This window comes from Pseudomonas sp. LB3P58, assembly GCF_054897895.1.
In genome coordinates, this window is sequence record NZ_JBUBVE010000001.1 from 3839195 (window position 1) to 3856068 (window position 16874).

Consider the following 16874-nt stretch of genomic DNA (forward strand, 5'->3'; position numbering starts at 1 on the left):
GGTGCTGGCATGACGCTGCGCGTGTTGTTCCTGTTGATGCTGTGCGCCTGGCTGCCGCTGACGGCGTCGGCTGGCGCGTTGCCGACGCCCGAGTCTGGCCCGGTGTTGCGCATCCAGGGCTCCAACACCATTGGCGCGGCATTGGGCCCGGCGCTGGTTGAGGGGTTGATGCGCGAACAGGGCCTGCTGAAGATTCACAGCGAGGCCCCGGACAAAGCCAACGAACTGCGCGTCATCGGCGAAACCGTTCAGGGCCGCCGGGTCGCGGTGGACATTGCGGCCCACGGTTCCAGCACCGGTTTCACCGCCCTGAAAACCGCCACCGCCGACCTCGCCGCCTCCTCGCGCCCGATCAAGGACAGCGAACGGGCAGACCTTGCACACTTGGGCGACTTTAAAAGCCCCGGCGCCGAGCAGGTCATCGCCATCGATGGCCTGGCGATCATCCTTCATCCGCAAAATCCGTTGAGTGAACTGAACACCGAACAACTGGCGCGAATCTTCAGCGGCGAGGCAAAAACCTGGGAAGAACTCGGCGGCATCGGTGGGACGATTCATCTCTATGCGCGGGATGACCAATCGGGCACCTACGACACGTTCAAGGAATTGGTCCTCAGCCGTCGTGGGAAAACGCTGAGCAGCGCGGCGAAACGTTTCGAATCCAGCGAGCAATTGTCCGACGCGGTCAGCCTCGACCCGCAAGGTATCGGCTTCATCGGCCTGCCTTACGTGCGTCAGGCCAAAGCCGTGGCGATTGCCGATGGCCAATCCCAAGCCATGTTGCCGCTCAACAGCCTGATTGCCACGGAAGACTATCCGCTGTCCCGCCGGCTGTTCTTTTACCTGCCGCCCAATGGGAAAAATCCCTGGGCCGACGCACTGGTGACGTTCGCCCAAAGCAGCAAGGGTCAGGCGATTGTCGCGGCCAATGGTTTTATCGCCCAGACCGTCCAGGCCATGACCGTCACACCGAACGCGCTGATGCCTGAGGGTTATCAGGCGCTCAGCCGTCACGCCCAACGACTGACAGTGAATTTCCGTTTCGAAGAAGGCAGTGCGACGCTGGACAACAAGGCCCGGCAGGACCTGTCGCGGGTGCTCGACTATATAAAGCAGCGTGACAAGATCAATCGGCAGGTGACGCTGGTGGGGTTTGGCGACGCCAAAAGTGATCCGGCGCGCGCCGATCTGCTGTCGAAACTGCGCGCGATGGCGGTGCGGCGCGAACTGGTGAAAAGCGGCGTAGTATTTCGCGAGATTCGTGGTTTTGGCGCCGAGATGCCAGTGGCGGCCAATAGCGCGGATGAGGGGCGAATCAAGAATCGGCGGGTTGAGGTTTGGGTGTATTGACGGTGCGTAGCCGCTGTCGAGCTTGCTCGACAGCGGCTACGCGGCGGCTACAGGGTGCAAATCAGCCAAGCAGCTTCTGCAACTGCGCCGTGGTGTCCACCGCGCCCATGGTCTTGGCGGCATCCAGTGCAGAGACGCCATTGGCGTCCTTGGCTTTCGGGTCGGCGCCTTTGCTGATCAGGTAGTCGACGATTTCGACGCGATTGAACATCGCCGCCATCATCAGCGCAGTACGGCCATCGAAGGACGAACCTTCCACTTGCGCACCGCCTTCAACCAGTGCCTTGACCACCGCCAGGTCACCCTTGAACGCCGCACCGGCAATCGGGCTCTGGCCGTTGTCGTTGCGGATTTCCGGGTCAGCCTTGTGCTCGAGCAGGACTTTTACGGTATCCACATGGCCGTGGTAAGCGGCCAGCATCAGCAAGGTGTCGCCCTTGTGGTTACGCAGGTTCGGCGGCAGGCCCTTGGTCAACAGCGCAGCCATCATGGCCGCATCGCCCTCGCGCGCCTTGTTGAATACCTGTTCGGCAAATTCAGCGGCTTCTTCGGGGGACATCTGGCGGCTTTGGTCTGACATTGGGCACTCCACGTTCGGTTATTCGCAAAGCCGACAGTTTCCCGAGCAGCCCCGAGGCTGTCACTTCTTTTTTCTCATGGACGGCCATAGCCACATTCAATAGCGCTGCATTCAATAACGAAAAGCGCCGCCGTGAATATCCGCCAGCAACTGCGGAGTGACCTGCACGTAAGTCTGGGTCCCCGGCAGCCAGGCATAGATCGGATCATCGCCGGTTTTGCCGGGGTCGAAGGCTTCGTCCTTGAGGCGGGTCTTCTGATACTTGAAGGTGCCGGTGGTCTCCATTTTCACTTTCACTCGCAAGAACAAAGGCACCGCATAGGCCGGCATTTGTTCACGGGCGAAAGCCAGCAGCTCACTGAAATCCAGGGTCGCCAAGGACTCGGCTGGCGTAATCGCCGCCATCCCCGCACGCCCGTTGGTGTTGCGGATTTCCACGCCGTAGGCCACGGCTTCGGAAATATTAGGGTGTTGCAGAAGGATGTTCTCGACCTCGGTGGTCGAGACGTTTTCGCCCTTCCAGCGGAATGTATCCCCCAGCCGGTCAACAAACTGCGCATGACCGAAACCGATGTTGCGCAGCAGGTCACCGGTATTGAAGTAACGGTCGCCCTTCTCGAACACGTCGTGCAGCACAACCTTTTCGGTCTTCTGTGGATCGGTGTAACCGTCCAGCGGCGCCTTGTCGTCGATCTTCGCCAGCAACAGTCCCTGCTCGCCTTTGGCGACTTTGCGCATGAAGCCCTGGGCATCTCGAATCGGCGCGCCGCTGTCGTGGTCGTACGCCGCCAACTCCCATGACATCAGGGAAAAACCGACGGTGTTATCAAAGTTGAGGATGTTGGTGAAGCCGATGTTGCCGTCGCTGGCGGCGTAGAGCTCGCAGATGTGGTTCACCCCGAATCGCGTCTTGAACTCGCCCCACGCGCCGGGGCGCAGGCCATTGCCGATCATCTTCGTCACGCGGTGCTGGCTGTCGTCGGCGCTGGGCGGTTGATCCACGAGGTAGCGGCACAATTCTCCGACGTAACCGAGGGTGGTCGCGCGGTACTTGCGCACATCGTTCCAGAATTGACTGGCGCTGAACTTGCGGCGAATGGCAAAGCCCGAGGCGCCACTGATCGCCGAGCCCCAGCACACGCACAGCCCGGTGGCGTGATAGAGCGGCAAGGTGCAATAGACGACGTCCTCCGGGCGCATATCCAAGGCGATCAGCCCGAAGCTTGCGGAGCTGCGCATCCAGCGGCCGTGTTTGAACACCCCGGCCTTGGGCAAGCCGGTGGTGCCCGAGGTGTAGATATAGAAACAAGGGTCGTCGAAAAAAACCTGCTGACTGCTGACGGGGTTGGCGCTGGAGCTGACGACACTGGCGGTCATCAGGTTGATGAACCCGTCGGGCGCAATGCCCGGATGACTGAAGGTGTCTCGATCAGCGACGAACCAGGTGCGCGCCGCCTCGATCGACACCCGTTCGCGAACTGCCGAAAACGCCGGGACCAGCTCTTCTCCGACAATGATCGCCGCGGGTGCCACCAGGTTCAGGCTGTGAGCCAGGGTATCGCGGGTCTGCGACGTATTGAGCAAGGCACTGATCGCGCCAACCTTGGCCACCGCCAGAATCGTCACCAGCAGTTCCGGGCGATTCTCGATAAAGATCGCCACCACATCGCCCTTGCGGATGCCTTGGGCAATCAGATGATGGGCAATGCGATTGGCCCATTGGTTGACCTGAAAATAAGTCAGCGCTACCTCGCCCTGCAGCAATGCCGGGCCGTCGGGATTGCGCAACGTCGCTTGCTCGAAGCACCAGCCCAGGCCACACGGTTGGGTCGGGTCCTTGACGTTGGCGGCTTTCATGCCCTTCACCACGCGAGGAATGGCTTTGGCAATGGAAGGCAGCTTGCGGAGCATCATGCCCCAGGTAATCGTGTCGTGCGGCGTGCGGCTCATGGTTGCTCCCGGTCGATCTTTTTATTGTTCGGGCGGCGTTGATTGAGGCCGAAAATACGTCAGCGGTTCCTGAGCTGTACACGCGGTTTTTGAAATGATTTGTATCCACGTCTGCGGCATTCGAAATCGTGTGCCTGCGCCGGGCAAATGGTTCCATCGAATCGGCGTCGACCACGCAAAATGCAGGATGCACGATGGCCATTCATGCAGATTGCACGAAAGTGCAAAAGCACCGAAAAACTAACTTATTGATATGTAAAGACTTTTAAAAAATCAGGTGCTGGCACAATCACTGCAACTACCTCTGCATGCTTGCCATTCAAGAGCTAACGGAGCTGATAGACATGAACCTGATCCAAGAAAAATTTTCGTCCCTGTTCTCCAACTTCGAAGTGTCCACCCAGCCACGTCCGGACGGCGGCATTCTGCTGACCTTGAGCAGCACCGACGGCAAAGTCTTCAAGCGCTCGATTTCCTACCAGCAATTGCATGCTGGCGATCAGTTGTCCTGGGTGATCAGTGCCATTCGCCGTGACATCGCCGAACAGGCCAGCGAACTGCCGCAGATTTCCATGCTGCAAAGCCAGCAGCGGTTTGCCCTGCCGACGTATCACTCGGCTTAAACCCCTAAAACACTGTGGGAGCGAGCTTGCTCGCGATGGCGGCTGAACATTCAACACTTGAGTTGACTGACAGACCGCTATCGCGAGCAAGCTCGCTCCCACAGGTTATGTGTTATATGCCTTAAAACGTGGAAGGATCGACCAGCTCAAAACTGTCGACGGTCACATGCCCCGCCAGCTCCCCGCCCTCTCGGGCCAGCCCGCACGTAGCCATTCCCGCCGTGTGCGCCGCGTCCAGTTCCTCGACGATGTCGGACAGAAACAGGATCTGCGAAGCGTCCAGGCCAATGGCCTGGGTAATGCGCTCGTAGGACTGCGCTTCACGCTTGGGCCCCGAGGTGGTGTCGAAATAGCCACTGAACAGTGGTGACAGGTCCCCCGCTTCCGAGCAGCCAAAGATCAGTTTTTGCGCCTGAATCGAACCGGACGAATAAACAAACAGTTTGAAGCCTTCCTGATGCCAGCGTCTGAGCGCTTCAACGGCGTCCGGGTAAACGTGGCCTTTCAACTCCCCGGCCTGATAACCCTGTTCCCAGACCATGCCTTGCAACGCTTTCAGCGGCGTGGCTTTGCGGTCTTCGGCGATCCAGTGCAGAAGAATGTCGATCACCCGCTCGACGTCGGCGTTCGGCTCGTTGGCATCCCGGCGAACGGCGTCCAGTTGCTCGGCAACATCCGCACGCGCGGCGTGCTGGCGAACAAAATCCGGAAAGTGTTTGGCGGCGTAGGGAAACAGCACGTCGAACACAAAACTCACCGCGCTCGTAGTGCCTTCGATGTCGGTGAGAATCGCTTTGATCGGCATCGCCTCAGTCCTCAAGACGCGGGAAGCGACTGGCGATGTCGTCGCCGGTGAAATTGGCCACCCAGCCTTCAGGGTTGTTGAACAGGCGGATCGCGACGAAATGCGGATGTTCGCCCATGTCGAACCAGTGCGGGGTGCCGGCCGGTACCGAGATCAGGTCGTTTTTTTCGCAGAGCACCACGTAGACGTAATCGTCGATGTGCAGGGTGAACAAGCCACGGCCGGCGACGAAAAATCGTACTTCGTCTTCGCCATGGCGATGTTCGTCGAGAAACCTGGCGCGCAATTCGGCTTTTTGCGGGTGATCGCTGTTCAGGCTGATGACATCGACGGTGATGTAACCGTGTTCGGTCATCAGCTTGTCGATTTGCTCCTGATACGCGGCGATCACTTCTTCCTGACTGGCGCCGGGCTGGATTTTCGCCGCGGCTTGCCAGCGGTCGAAACGCACGCCCTGCTCGGCCAGGGTCGAGGCGATGTCTTCGAAATGCGTCAGCACCTTGTTTGGCAAATCAGGGCTTGAGACGTGGTAAACGGACAGGCTGCTCATCAGGGCAACTCCTTAACGGTTCATGCTTTATGGTTCGAGACCGAGCGCATCTTCAACTCGCACTCGAACAAAAATTCAAAGGCCTCGATCTGCCGCAGTGCATCGCTCATGCGCGCGCCCCAGGTGTAGAGACCGTGGCCGCGGATCAGATAGCCGACGCAATCAGGATGGGCGTCCAGCCAAGGCTGCACCTTGGCGGCGAGGCGCGCAATGTCCTGATCGTTGTCGAAAATCGGCACACGCACCCGGGATTCGTGGGTCGACACACCACTGAAGGCTTTTTGCAGTTCGTAGTCTTCGAACTCGATGAAATCTTGCGGCGTCAGGCGCGACAGCACCGTGGCGTTCACCGAGTGGGTGTGCAGCACCGCGCCGATCTCCGGGCGCCAGTTGTAGAGCTGGGTGTGCAACAGGGTTTCGGCGGACGGTTTTTTGCCCGGTTCCAGGCTGTTGCCGGACAGATCGGTAGCGAGCACATCGTCGAGGCCGAGTTGGCCTTTGTGCTTGCCGGACACCGTCAGCAGCGCTTCAGTCGACGACAGGCGCGTCGAGTAGTTGCTGCTGGTGGCCGGCGACCAGCCGCGGCCATACAGAAAACGCCCGGCATCGATGATTTCCTGGGCGAGGTGCTCTCGGGTAAGGCTCATGGCCTGTCCTCTTGCATACGTGTGGCAATGATAACGGCTGCCGCGAAGGCTGCGAGGCTGGCAATACTAAAGGTCAATGCCGGGCCGAGGGCATTCCAGCTGTAGCCGGAATACAACGCGCCCAGTGCGCCGCCGGTGCCGGCCAGTGCGGCGTACAACGCCTGGCCCTGCCCTTGCTGGCGCGCGCCGAAACTACGTTGCACGAACTGGATGGCAGCCGCGTGAAAGCTGCCGAATGTCGCCGCGTGCAGCACCTGGGCAATCAACAGCACCCACAGGAACTCAGCAAACGAACCGAGCAACAACCAACGCAACGCCGCCAGCAGAAAACTCGCCAACAGCACCCGTCGCACGGAGAAACGCGCGAGGATCTTGCTCATGGCCAGAAACATCAAGACTTCGGCGACCACACCGACCGCCCAAAGCACGCCGATCAGCCCACGACTGTAGCCGAGTCGCTCCAGGTGCAAGGTCAGAAAGGTGTAATAAGGACCGTGGCTCATCTGCATCAGCGCCACGCAACCGTAAAACGCCAGCACCCCGGGATTGCGCAATTGCTTGAGAAACCCATCTCCCGCAATTCGATTGCCCTGAGCCGGTTGGGCGTTCGGCACCCACAAACTGCTGACCACGATCCCGGCCATGATCAGCACCAACGCCACCGGATAGATATCCAGGCTCAACCATTCGAACAGCCGGCCAAGCGCAACCACGGTGATGATAAAACCGATGGAGCCCCACAGGCGGATCTGACTGTAACGGTTAGTCTGGCCCTGCAAATGCGCCAACGTGATGACTTCGAACTGCGGCAACACCGCGTGCCAGAAAAACGCGTGCAAGGCCATGACCATCGCCAGCCAGGCGTAGGTCTTGCTGACGAAGATCAGCGAAAACGTCAGCAGCGTGCAGACCGCGCCAAAGCGCACGATGGCCAGGCGTCGGCCGGTGTAATCACCGAGCCAGCCCCAGATGTTCGGCGCCACGCAACGCATCAGCATCGGGATCGCCACCAGCTCGCCGATGCGCGCGCTGGAAAAGCCCAGGTGATCGAAGTACAGCGCCAGAAACGGCGCTGTCGAACCGAGCAAGGCGAAATAGAACAGATAGAAACTGGAGAGCCGCCAGTACGGGAGCGCCGCTGTTGTCATCTGACGGCAGCGGCGTTGAGGTCAGCCATTAAAGCTGACCCAGCACCGGCGTGCTCACGCGCACGTCCAGGTTCTGCCCGCGGTGACGCAACAGGTGATCCATCAGCACGATGGCCATCATCGCTTCGGCGATTGGTGTGGCGCGGATGCCGACGCACGGGTCGTGGCGACCCTTGGTGACGACTTCCACCGGGTTGCCATGGATGTCGATGGAACGACCCGGCGTGGTGATGCTCGAGGTTGGCTTGAGTGCCAGGTGCGCGACGATCGGCTGACCCGACGAAATGCCACCCAAAATGCCGCCCGCGTTGTTGCTGAGGAAACCTTGCGGGGTCATTTCATCGCGGTGCTCGGTGCCGCGCTGGGCAACGCTGGCGAAACCGGCGCCGATTTCCACGCCTTTGACCGCGTTGATGCTCATCAGCGCGTGAGCGAGTTCGGCATCGAGACGGTCGAAGATCGGCTCGCCAAGGCCAGGCATTACGCCTTCAGCGACTACGGTGATCTTCGCGCCGACCGAATCCTGGTCGCGACGCAACTGGTCCATATAGGCTTCCAGCTCCGGGACCTTGTCCGGATCAGGGCTGAAGAAAGCGTTCTCTTCCACCGAATCCCAGGTCTTGAACGGGATTTCGATCGGGCCGAGCTGGCTCATGTAGCCACGAATGACGATGCCCTGAGTGGCCAGGTATTTTTTCGCAATCGCCCCGGCGGCCACGCGCATGGCCGTTTCACGGGCCGAGCTGCGACCGCCGCCACGGTAATCGCGCTCGCCGTATTTGTGGTGATAGGTGTAGTCGGCGTGGGCCGGGCGGAACAGGTCCTTGATCGCCGAGTAATCCTTGGACTTCTGGTCGGTGTTGCGGATCAACAGGCCGATGGGGCAACCGGTGGTGCGCCCTTCGAACACGCCGGAGAGGATTTCGACTTCGTCGGCTTCCTGACGCTGGGTGGTGTGGCGGCTGGTGCCGGGTTTGCGGCGATCCAGGTCACGCTGCAGATCCTCCAGAGAGATCTCCAGGCCCGGCGGGCAGCCGTCGACAATGGCGACCAACGCCGGGCCATGGCTTTCGCCCGCGGTGGTGACAGTGAACAGCTTGCCGTAGGTATTGCCGGACATGCAGGACGCTCCGTGAATTCGAACCAAATACGTAATGCGCGCCAGTATACGCAGGCTACCCAACTAGTTCATCCTCGAACCTTATGGGTGCCTGCGAGTCCAACCGGCACCTTGTTCATGATGGCGTGATGATGCTGCGAGTTATAGCCTTGAGCCTTACCCTCTTTACCGGCTTTGTACAGGCCACCGTCCTGCAACGCCCGATCACATTGGACACCGGCACCGGTGAGCTTTTCGGCTCGTTATTGCTGCCCAAGTCCGACACGCCGGTACCGGTTGTCCTGATCATTTCCGGCTCCGGTCCTACGGATCGTGACGGAAACAACCCCGACGGTGGACGCAACGACAGCCTCAAGCGTCTCGCTTGGGTCCTGGCCAAACACAACATCGCCAGCGTGCGTTATGACAAACGCGGCGTGGCGGCGAGTCTTGCGGCGACCCCGGACGAACGCAATCTGTCGGTTGAAGCCTATGTGGCCGACGCCGAGGCCTGGGGCCAGAAGCTCAAAACCGACCCGCGCTTTGGCCAGCTGATCCTGCTGGGCCACAGCGAAGGCGCCTTGATCGCCAGCCTCGCGGCGCCGAGCCTGGATGCCGCCGCGGTCATCTCCATGTCCGGCAGCGCCCGGCCGATCGATCAGGTGTTGCGCCAACAATTGAGCAATCGCCTGCCGCCAGCACTGATGCTGCGCAGCAATGAACTGCTCGACAGCCTCAAGGCCGGCCACACCGACGACAACGTGCCGCCGCAGTTGCAGGTGATTTTCCGCCCGAGCGTGCAGCCGTATCTGATTTCATTGTTCCGCCAGGACCCGGCGGCGGCGTTCGCCAAGTTGAAGATGCCGGCGCTGATCATCCAGGGCAGCAATGACATCCAGGTCGGCGTCGGTGACGCCAGGCTGTTGAAGGCCGCCAAACCGGACGCCGAACTGGCGCTGATCGAGGGCATGAACCACGTGATGCGCATCGTGCCCATCGATGTAAAACGGCAATTGGCCTCTTACAAAGATCCGCAATTGCCACTGGCGGCCGAACTCGGCACGCGAATCCTCGGGTTTATTGACGGACTTCGCACCAGTTAAGCACTGTTAGCCCTCCAGTCCTGAAAAAAACGGCCGATAAGCCTTTGTCGCCAGCGCTATGACTGGCGGCAAGCAGAGCTTGGACAGGATCTCGCCGTTATGACTGATACCCAGACTTCACCCGACACCACTGCTGAAAAAGACGCACCACCAGTGGTCGAGCTGCCGTGGGCGGACGTCCACGCCGAGCACCACAAGATGCTCCGTCTGGCGCCATTGCAAACCGACCGTAACACCGGTGGACGGCCGCTGCGCTTTGTTGAATTCGGTTACGCCGAGCGCAACAACAAGGAACACAGCCTGATGCGCATGGGCATTTCGCTGCCCGGCCAGCGCGTGCGCAAGGAACAGAATCATCTGGACGTGTGGGTCGATCACGCCACCAAGCGCGTGCATTTCGGGCCTGACAGCGGTTTGCAGATCGAACCGATGAACCGTGGCATCGGTCGCTACATGGCCGCTCAGGGCATTACCTGGGCGAAAAAGAGATGGCCCGGCTACACCGTCGATGGCACCGACCTGAACAACAAGGATGCGCTGAACGAAGACACTCGCCTGCGCCGCGATCACTTTTTGCGGATGCATGGTTTCGACGTGATCTACGCCGACGCCCAGCATTTGAAAGGCAGCGTCAAAGAGGTACGGGTCGGCGACCTGTTGGGTGACTGGAGTACGGAAAAACTGCAGGTCGTGGAAATTCTTGAGGCGGCGCAGATGCTCCAGCAAGCCGAGCAAAATCTCGCCGAGCAGGAAGTCAAACTCAAGAAACACGAAGAAAAAGTCAGCAAGTACAAGCGCGAAGACGCCGGGCTGCGTTTTACCATTACCTGTCTGGTGGCGTTTGCGGTGTTTCAGGCGGGGTTGTTGATCTGGATTGCCACGCACCGGTAGATCAAAAGATCGCAGCCTCGTTGCACTCGACAGCTCCTACAGGACTTACACATTCCCTGTAGGAGCTGTCGAGTGCAACGAGGCTGCGATCTTTTGCTTTTAAGGGTCAGACGCGAGAAGCGAACAGCACCTGATGGTTGCGGCACTGTTCCGCCGTCAACATGAACACGCCATGCCCACCGCGCTCGAAATCAAGCCAGGCGAAGTCGACTTCCGGGTACAGCGCCTCAACGTGAACCTGGCTGTTGCCCACTTCGACAATCAGCAAGCCCTTCTCGGTCAGGTGATCCGCCGCTTCGGCGAGCATGCGACGCACCAGGTTCAAACCATCATCACCGCAGGCCAGGCCCAGCTCCGGTTCGTGCTGGTATTCATCCGGCATGTCGGCGAAATCTTCCGCATCAACGTAAGGCGGGTTCGACACGATCAGGTCGAAACGCTGCCCCGGCAAACCATCGAAACCATCGCCCTGAACCGTGTACACCCGCTCATCGACGCCATGGCGCTCGATGTTCTGGTTGGCCACTTCCAGTGCTTCGAACGACAGATCGGCCAACACCACTTCGGCGTTCTGGAACTCGTAGGCACAGGCGATACCGATACAACCGGAGCCGGTGCACAGGTCGAGAATCCGCGCAGGTGCGGTACCCAGCCACGGTTCGAAACGTTTTTCGATCAGTTCGCCAATCGGCGAACGCGGGATCAATACGCGCTCATCGACAATGAACGACATGCCGCAAAACCACGCTTCACCCAACAGGTAGGCGGTAGGAATGCGTTCTTCGATACGGCGCTTGAGCATGCGTTGCAGCTTGACCAGTTCGTCTTCTTCAAGATTGCAGTCGAGGTAGCTGTCGGCGATTTCCCACGGCAAGTGCAAGGCACCCAACACCAACTGACGCGCTTCGTCCCAGGCGTTGTCGGTCCCATGGCCGAAAAACAGATCCTCCCCATGGAAGCGGCTGACGGCCCAACGGATATGGTCACGCAGGGTACGAAGTCGGGAAGTGATCACGGGGCAAACTCCAAAAAAAACGACTGGCGATTCTAACAGCCAAAACGCGTCTCGACGACGCGGGAAAACTACCGGCGCAAATGTAGGACTATTCTATTTTTTCGGCCGGCTATTGAACAAAACGGGCCTATTGACAAGGCTGCGAGCCAGAAAAGACGGCGCCTACGATGGTAGCGATTCACAGAAGCGCTCAGCCAGAGGACAATGTCGCAAAAGCCCCACTCGAAGGAGCCCCAGAATGTCCGTTCCAAAAACGATGTTTCAACTCAGCGGCCGCGGTTATGCCGCAGCCGTTCTGAGCCATGCGACCCTTGTCATCATCGATGCCCAGAAAGAATACCTCAGCGGCCCGTTGGCCCTGATCGGCATGGATGCTGCCGTCGCGAACATCAAGCAACTGGTGGCCGCTGCCCGTGCAGCCGGCCGGCCGATCGTCCATGTCCGCCACCTCGGCACCGTCGGTGGGCTGTTCGATCCACAAGGTGAGCGCGGCGAGTTCATCCCGGGCCTGGAACCACAGGGCGACGAAACCATCATCGGTAAATTGCTACCGAGTGCGTTCCACGGCACCGAACTGCTGGAACGCCTGCAGAATCTCGGCTCGCTGGACCTGATCGTGTGCGGTTTCATGAGCCACTCCAGCGTCAGCACCACGGTGCGCGCCGCGAAGAACCTGGGCTTTCGTTGCACGCTGGTGGAAGACGCCTGCGCGACTCGCGACCTGCCTTACAAGGGCGGCGTATTGAGCGCAGACCACGTTCAGCAGACTGAAATGGCGATCATGGCGGACAACTTCGCCACCCTCGCGCTGACTCACGAACTGATCTGATCGACGCTCGATGAGCGGTCCATGCCGCCGCTCATCCGCAAAAACCTATCATTTGCTGTAATTGTCTTAGCCTCAGGAACATCCCGGTCAACTCCCGGTCGAAGGGCCGATACCCATTGAGGAAGGTCGGAATGAAGTTATCCGATGGTTTTGACGCTCGCCGCTTGCGGCCCAAAGGCCAACGCAACTGGCGTTTTCGAATCGGCGCGGCATTTGCTGCCTTGCTGTCGATGAGCGGTGTGTTGCTGGCGATGGCAGGCATAGCCAGCCTGCTTGGCCACGCGCCCGCCCTGGGCGAGTTGAATACCAACCGGGTCGGTTCGGCAGTGATTCTGGCGATTGGCCTGTTCGTGCTGTACCTCGGCGTGTGGCTGTGGCGCCGCTGCCGTCGCCGCTCGCGGCAGTCGCAAGAACTGAACATCTCCCCGCATTTGATGAAAAAGCACGACTGAGCCGAGTGCTGCGCGTTTTCTCGCGCCCCATTCGCCTCGAGTTGGGTAAACTGGCCGCCCTTCGCGGAGGCTGACATGCAAGACGACGATTTTTCCCTGTTCAAAAGCGCGATCCAAGGCGTCAAGCCGATCAAACACGATCGCGCCGAAACCGGCAAACCCAAGGCTGACCGCGCGCAAATCGCCAAGTTGCGACAAGCCGCCACCGTACGCACCGATGCCACCACCGTTGACGGGCTGTCCGATCAGTTCGTTATCGATGTTGGCCCGGAAGACGAGCTGATGTGGGCGCGTGACGGTGTTCAGGAAAGCCAGATGCGCAAGCTCAAGATCGGACAGATTCCGTTCGAAGGCAGCCTCGACCTCCATGGCATGAACGTGGAAAAGGCTCGGGAAACCCTCTGGGCGTTTCTGGCCGAAGCGACCAAATTCGAAATCCGTTGCGTGCGCGTCACCCACGGCAAGGCCGTGCGTCTGGACGGCAAGCGACCGATGATCAAAAGCCACGTCAACACCTGGCTACGCCAACATTCACAAGTGCTCGGCTTCACCTCGTGCCAAGCGAAACACGGCGGCGCCGGGGCGGTTTATGTGATGCTCAAACGAACCATGATGGAAGGTCGCGACGAGTAAAGCGGTCGCCTGGCAAATTATCGGGATAACGATTTGCAATGATATGGGAGCTCCCGTAATACTTCGCAGATGGAATTTAAAGAACGACTCAAAGCAGCCCGCCAACACGCCAAGCTCAATCAGACCGAGCTTGCCGAACGCGCAGGCCTGACGCAAACCTCAATCTCCGACCTCGAGCGCGGGAAATCGAAGGCAACAGCCTTTGCTGCCCAGATCGCTTCAGCGTGTGGCGTTTCACCGATGTGGCTGGCTGAAGGTGTCGGTGACATGCTTAAAGGGGTGTCCGATGCTGCTCCGTTGAATCGCATCCCTCCAAGCGTTTCAATGTCAGACATCCAGCCTTGGGACGACAGCACGCCCCTGGATGACGACGAGGTTTATGTCCCCTTCCTGCGTGAAGTTGAGCTGGCGGCCGGCTCAGGCCGTTTCGTGATCGCGGAAAACGACAGCGCCCGGCTGCGTTTCTTCAAGAAAGACCTACGTCACAACAACGTGCAGTTCAACAACGCCAAATGCGTGGTGGTGAGCGGAAACAGCATGCTCCCGGTACTGCGCGACGGCGCGACGGTTGGCATGAACGTCGGAAAGAACTCGCTGGGCGACATCGTCGACGGCGACATGTACGCGATCAACCACAACGGCCAGCTCCGCGTGAAACAGGTCTACCGACTGCCCAGTGGCATCCGCCTCCGCAGCTTCAACCGTGACGAGCATCCGGACGAGGACTACACGTTCGCCGAGATCCAGGAGCAGCAGCTTGCGATCCTGGGTCATGTCTTTTGGTGGGCGATGTATTCGCGGTGAACTGAGTTGCGGTGATTCGGGGCATTTAGTGCAATAACGTGCAATACAGTAAATCAACGCCCATCCAAGAGAAGCCCGCCAAGCGCGGGCTTTTTTGTACCTTGAATATAGGCACGGAATAAAATATGGGAATACCCATTGACACAAAATATGGGAACACCCATATTTGTATCCGAGCCAACGGGAAATCGATCGGAAGCTGCCAGGCATCACTTCTGCCCATTCACTGAGTGGGCAGTGGGATGTAGGCCTGCATCAAACGCAAGGCTCACCAGAGCAAAAAGCGACATCAATGGACTGAGGCAAAAACCATGACTGTAGACATCAGCAACTTCACCATCGCTACCCCGCTTCCAATCTCCGACACCAACCCGATTGCGCTTGAGCTCATCGGCTGGCGCGCACTTCTCGAATGCCCCGACGTCATCTCAATGCTTGACGATGGCTCGCTGCAGATGACGGCGCCGACACTTGGAGCCTCGAGCAAGAGCACGCTACGAACCCGTTGCGAGTGGAAGGAGCCAGGTTACTGGCTGTTCTCCAGCGCAGCGGACCACTGGAACCGCCAGGAAATGCGAGTGACGAAAGTCAACTCGCTGCAGAAAGTCGTGATCGGCCAGATCCATGTGAAGGATTCAGAGCGACCTCCGGTAAAGGTGTTCTGGAACAAAGGAAAAATCACCATGGGGTTCCGAACCAGTTACCTCCAGGACGATCCGGTCAACTCGACGATTTTGGAGAACGTGCCGCTCGGTGCACTTTTCAAAATCAACATTCACGCCAATTCGAGTGGCGCCGTCTCTGTATCGGCTAGCTGTAACGGCGTTAAATCCACTTCCGCGATCATGCGCCTCGACAACACCTGGGACACGAAAACACTCGCCTTCCACGGTGGCGTGTACAACCAGATCGATTACTCCGACACTACCGATCCGCTAGACGGTTCTGTCTGCATCATCAGCGATCTGTCGATCACTCACGCCTGATACGACCTGCTCGGCCTGATGAGCAATACAGGCTTCAGGGAAGCATCACTGCTGCACCTTGGCGACAGGGTGCAGCGGGATGCGCAAACCCGAAATGACCGATTTGGGGATTCGCGCCCGCCGGCAATACAACTGCCGGCACACATACGCTACCATGTGCCTCATGTCGGGGATGAACCCTGCGATTATTGCCACTCAGCTCGGTCATAGCGTTCAGATATTGCTATCGACCTGCACCCGATGGATCAACGCCAGCACCGACTGGGGTGAGCCCGGGAAGATTGAAAAGAGCTTGATTGGTACACAATTGGTACAGACAGAAACAGTACCCCTCTGAAACCCGTATGGAATCAGCCTCTGTGACACTGGAACAGAACTACACCGCGATTCTCGGCCAATTGGGCGAGGACGTCTCCCGCGAGGGCCTGCTCGACACGCCAAAACGTGCCGCCAAAGCCATGCAGTACCTCTGCCGCGGTTATGAACAAACACTGGAAGAGGTCACCAACGGTGCCTTGTTCAGCTCCGACAACAGCGAAATGGTGCTGGTAAAGGACATCGAGCTCTACTCGTTGTGCGAACACCACCTGCTGCCGTTTATCGGCAAGGCTCACGTCGCCTACATCCCGAGCGGCAAGGTATTGGGCCTGTCGAAAGTCGCGCGGATCGTCGATATGTACGCCCGCCGCCTGCAGATCCAGGAAAATCTCAGCCGCCAGATCGCCGATGCGGTCCAGCAAGTCACCGGCGCCCTGGGCGTTGCGGTGGTGATCGAGGCCAAGCACATGTGCATGATGATGCGCGGTGTGGAGAAACAGAATTCGTCGATGATCACGTCGGTGATGCTGGGTGAGTTCCGCGAAAACGCGGCCACCCGCAGCGAGTTTCTCAGCCTGATCAAGTAATTCGCAGCAGAAGAAAACCGGCATTCATCGCCGGTTTTTTTTCGCCGGTGAAAAATCAGGTAAGCTGCGCGCCTTCTGTTTGCCCCTGTGAGGCTTATACCGTGTTCGTTAAAGCGCTTCGTGTCGGCCTTGGCCAACTGATCATCTTCATCGACTTCATTACCCGCCCAGGCAAAAAGCAGCGCCCTGCCGCCGCTCAGGCTCAGGTCGAGACGGCCGCCAAGGACCTGACCCTGTATCAGTTCCACGCCTGCCCGTTCTGCGTGAAAACCCGCCGCACCCTGCGCCGCTTGAACGTGCCAGTGGCGCTGCGCGACGCGAAGAACAATGAACAGGATCGTCAGGCCCTGCTGGAACAGGGCGGCAAGATCAAGGTGCCGTGCCTGCGCATCGAAGAGAATGGCCAGACGACCTGGATGTATGAGTCCAAGGTGATCATCGATTATCTGGACAAGCGTTTCGCGGCAGCCTGAAGCCGTACAGATTTCGGATAAAAATAAACCG

The 16874-nt window shown here is 59.1% G+C and carries 19 protein-coding genes and 1 pseudogene; 12 read left to right on the plus strand and 8 right to left on the minus strand.

Going from position 1 to position 16874, the window contains the following annotated elements; translation table 11 throughout:
- The first annotated feature begins 9 nt into the window (after positions 1 to 9).
- Entirely contained in the window at positions 10 to 1350 is a 1341-nt protein-coding gene (locus ACYZTZ_RS17800; RefSeq protein WP_461999198.1) for a substrate-binding domain-containing protein, read from the plus strand.
- A gap of 61 nt (positions 1351 to 1411) precedes the next feature.
- Here ACYZTZ_RS17800 and ACYZTZ_RS17805 read toward each other — a convergent pair whose 3' ends face one another.
- Both ACYZTZ_RS17805 and ACYZTZ_RS17810 read right to left on the minus strand, forming a co-directional pair.
- Positions 1412 to 1930: an ankyrin repeat domain-containing protein gene (locus ACYZTZ_RS17805; protein ID WP_461999199.1), complete on the minus strand. Its 519-nt coding sequence runs from the start codon at positions 1928 to 1930 to the stop codon at positions 1412 to 1414.
- 111 nt (positions 1931 to 2041) lie between these two features.
- On the minus strand, positions 2042 to 3880 hold the full coding sequence (locus ACYZTZ_RS17810) for a long-chain-acyl-CoA synthetase (protein WP_461999200.1): 1839 nt from the start codon (positions 3878 to 3880) through the stop codon (positions 2042 to 2044).
- 344 nt (positions 3881 to 4224) lie between these two features.
- On the opposite strand from ACYZTZ_RS17810, the gene ACYZTZ_RS17815 reads away from it, so the two are divergent.
- Positions 4225 to 4503 (plus strand): DUF3509 domain-containing protein, encoded by a 279-nt coding sequence (locus ACYZTZ_RS17815; protein ID WP_461999201.1) that lies wholly within the window; start codon positions 4225 to 4227, stop codon positions 4501 to 4503.
- A 121-nt stretch (positions 4504 to 4624) separates the two neighbouring features.
- Here ACYZTZ_RS17815 and mtnC read toward each other — a convergent pair whose 3' ends face one another.
- Genes mtnC through aroC form a run of 5 tightly spaced genes read right to left on the minus strand, consistent with a single transcriptional unit; the run spans position 4625 to position 8773 of the window.
- Positions 4625 to 5308: an acireductone synthase gene (gene mtnC / locus ACYZTZ_RS17820; RefSeq protein ID WP_461999202.1), complete on the minus strand. Its 684-nt coding sequence runs from the start codon at positions 5306 to 5308 to the stop codon at positions 4625 to 4627.
- 4 nt (positions 5309 to 5312) lie between these two features.
- Complete coding sequence (locus tag ACYZTZ_RS17825; protein ID WP_461999203.1) at positions 5313 to 5858, minus strand: 1,2-dihydroxy-3-keto-5-methylthiopentene dioxygenase; 546 nt, start codon at positions 5856 to 5858, stop codon at positions 5313 to 5315.
- Positions 5859 to 5878: 20 nt separating this feature from the next.
- Positions 5879 to 6505 carry a methylthioribulose 1-phosphate dehydratase gene (locus ACYZTZ_RS17830; RefSeq protein WP_461999204.1) on the minus strand — a complete coding sequence of 209 codons (627 nt, stop codon included), beginning with the start codon at positions 6503 to 6505 and terminating at the stop codon, positions 5879 to 5881.
- Positions 6502 to 7653, minus strand: a complete 1152-nt coding sequence (locus tag ACYZTZ_RS17835; protein WP_461999205.1) for an MFS transporter — start codon at positions 7651 to 7653, stop codon at positions 6502 to 6504. The genes ACYZTZ_RS17830 and ACYZTZ_RS17835 overlap by 4 nt, the downstream gene beginning before the upstream one ends.
- A gap of 28 nt (positions 7654 to 7681) precedes the next feature.
- Complete coding sequence (aroC, locus tag ACYZTZ_RS17840) at positions 7682 to 8773, minus strand: chorismate synthase (RefSeq protein ID WP_046047494.1); 1092 nt, start codon at positions 8771 to 8773, stop codon at positions 7682 to 7684.
- An 83-nt stretch (positions 8774 to 8856) separates the two neighbouring features.
- On the opposite strand from aroC, the gene ACYZTZ_RS17845 reads away from it, so the two are divergent.
- Together ACYZTZ_RS17845 and ACYZTZ_RS17850 are read left to right on the plus strand one after the other, a co-directional pair.
- Positions 8857 to 9855, plus strand: coding sequence for an alpha/beta hydrolase (locus ACYZTZ_RS17845; protein ID WP_046047495.1), 999 nt, complete (start codon positions 8857 to 8859; stop codon positions 9853 to 9855).
- Positions 9856 to 9954: 99 nt separating this feature from the next.
- The gene (locus ACYZTZ_RS17850; protein ID WP_461999206.1) at positions 9955 to 10746 is read left to right on the plus strand and encodes a hypothetical protein; all 792 of its coding nucleotides are present in this window, start codon (positions 9955 to 9957) and stop codon (positions 10744 to 10746) included.
- Between the two features lie 106 nt (positions 10747 to 10852).
- On the opposite strand, the gene prmB is transcribed toward ACYZTZ_RS17850, so the two are convergent.
- Complete coding sequence (gene prmB / locus ACYZTZ_RS17855) at positions 10853 to 11761, minus strand: 50S ribosomal protein L3 N(5)-glutamine methyltransferase (protein WP_461999207.1); 909 nt, start codon at positions 11759 to 11761, stop codon at positions 10853 to 10855.
- Between the two features lie 238 nt (positions 11762 to 11999).
- Between prmB and ACYZTZ_RS17860 the strand changes: the two genes are divergently transcribed.
- From ACYZTZ_RS17860 to ACYZTZ_RS17895, 8 genes and pseudogenes are all read left to right on the plus strand, one after another.
- Complete coding sequence (locus tag ACYZTZ_RS17860; protein WP_033057146.1) at positions 12000 to 12590, plus strand: cysteine hydrolase family protein; 591 nt, start codon at positions 12000 to 12002, stop codon at positions 12588 to 12590.
- A gap of 131 nt (positions 12591 to 12721) precedes the next feature.
- A complete protein-coding gene (locus ACYZTZ_RS17865; protein ID WP_056740391.1) occupies positions 12722 to 13042 on the plus strand; it encodes a hypothetical protein in 321 nt (106 codons plus the stop codon).
- A gap of 75 nt (positions 13043 to 13117) precedes the next feature.
- Positions 13118 to 13675, plus strand: a complete 558-nt coding sequence (locus ACYZTZ_RS17870; protein WP_056740389.1) for a Smr/MutS family protein — start codon at positions 13118 to 13120, stop codon at positions 13673 to 13675.
- Positions 13676 to 13744: 69 nt separating this feature from the next.
- A complete protein-coding gene (locus ACYZTZ_RS17875) occupies positions 13745 to 14479 on the plus strand; it encodes an XRE family transcriptional regulator (protein WP_461999208.1) in 735 nt (244 codons plus the stop codon).
- A gap of 311 nt (positions 14480 to 14790) precedes the next feature.
- Positions 14791 to 15465 (plus strand): polysaccharide lyase family 7 protein, encoded by a 675-nt coding sequence (locus ACYZTZ_RS17880; RefSeq protein ID WP_461999209.1) that lies wholly within the window; start codon positions 14791 to 14793, stop codon positions 15463 to 15465.
- Between the two features lie 94 nt (positions 15466 to 15559).
- Positions 15560 to 15802, plus strand: a pseudogene (locus tag ACYZTZ_RS17885) (site-specific integrase); the annotation flags it as partial.
- A 22-nt stretch (positions 15803 to 15824) separates the two neighbouring features.
- The gene (gene folE / locus ACYZTZ_RS17890; protein WP_010456659.1) at positions 15825 to 16370 is read left to right on the plus strand and encodes a GTP cyclohydrolase I FolE; all 546 of its coding nucleotides are present in this window, start codon (positions 15825 to 15827) and stop codon (positions 16368 to 16370) included.
- 101 nt (positions 16371 to 16471) lie between these two features.
- A complete protein-coding gene (locus ACYZTZ_RS17895; protein ID WP_129436949.1) occupies positions 16472 to 16843 on the plus strand; it encodes a glutathione S-transferase N-terminal domain-containing protein in 372 nt (123 codons plus the stop codon).
- The last annotated feature ends 31 nt before the right edge of the window (positions 16844 to 16874 follow it).

Bases quoted from the DNA above. Each gene is read 5' to 3' on its own strand.
- ACYZTZ_RS17875 (WP_461999208.1), top strand. From the start codon at position 13,745: ATGGAATTTAAAGAACGACTCAAAGCAGCCCGCCAACACGCCAAGCTC.
- aroC (WP_046047494.1), bottom strand. From the start codon at position 8,773: ATGTCCGGCAATACCTACGGCAAGCTGTTCACTGTCACCACCGCGGGC.
- ACYZTZ_RS17810 (WP_461999200.1), bottom strand. From the start codon at position 3,880: ATGAGCCGCACGCCGCACGACACGATTACCTGGGGCATGATGCTCCGC.
- ACYZTZ_RS17800 (WP_461999198.1), top strand. From the start codon at position 10: ATGACGCTGCGCGTGTTGTTCCTGTTGATGCTGTGCGCCTGGCTGCCG.
- ACYZTZ_RS17815 (WP_461999201.1), top strand. From the start codon at position 4,225: ATGAACCTGATCCAAGAAAAATTTTCGTCCCTGTTCTCCAACTTCGAA.
- ACYZTZ_RS17830 (WP_461999204.1), bottom strand. From the start codon at position 6,505: ATGAGCCTTACCCGAGAGCACCTCGCCCAGGAAATCATCGATGCCGGG.
- ACYZTZ_RS17850 (WP_461999206.1), top strand. From the start codon at position 9,955: ATGACTGATACCCAGACTTCACCCGACACCACTGCTGAAAAAGACGCA.
- ACYZTZ_RS17860 (WP_033057146.1), top strand. From the start codon at position 12,000: ATGTCCGTTCCAAAAACGATGTTTCAACTCAGCGGCCGCGGTTATGCC.
- ACYZTZ_RS17865 (WP_056740391.1), top strand. From the start codon at position 12,722: ATGAAGTTATCCGATGGTTTTGACGCTCGCCGCTTGCGGCCCAAAGGC.
- ACYZTZ_RS17880 (WP_461999209.1), top strand. From the start codon at position 14,791: ATGACTGTAGACATCAGCAACTTCACCATCGCTACCCCGCTTCCAATC.
- mtnC (WP_461999202.1), bottom strand. From the start codon at position 5,308: ATGCCGATCAAAGCGATTCTCACCGACATCGAAGGCACTACGAGCGCG.
- ACYZTZ_RS17835 (WP_461999205.1), bottom strand. From the start codon at position 7,653: ATGACAACAGCGGCGCTCCCGTACTGGCGGCTCTCCAGTTTCTATCTG.
- ACYZTZ_RS17825 (WP_461999203.1), bottom strand. From the start codon at position 5,858: ATGAGCAGCCTGTCCGTTTACCACGTCTCAAGCCCTGATTTGCCAAAC.
- ACYZTZ_RS17845 (WP_046047495.1), top strand. From the start codon at position 8,857: ATGGGTGCCTGCGAGTCCAACCGGCACCTTGTTCATGATGGCGTGATG.
- ACYZTZ_RS17870 (WP_056740389.1), top strand. From the start codon at position 13,118: ATGCAAGACGACGATTTTTCCCTGTTCAAAAGCGCGATCCAAGGCGTC.
- ACYZTZ_RS17805 (WP_461999199.1), bottom strand. From the start codon at position 1,930: ATGTCAGACCAAAGCCGCCAGATGTCCCCCGAAGAAGCCGCTGAATTT.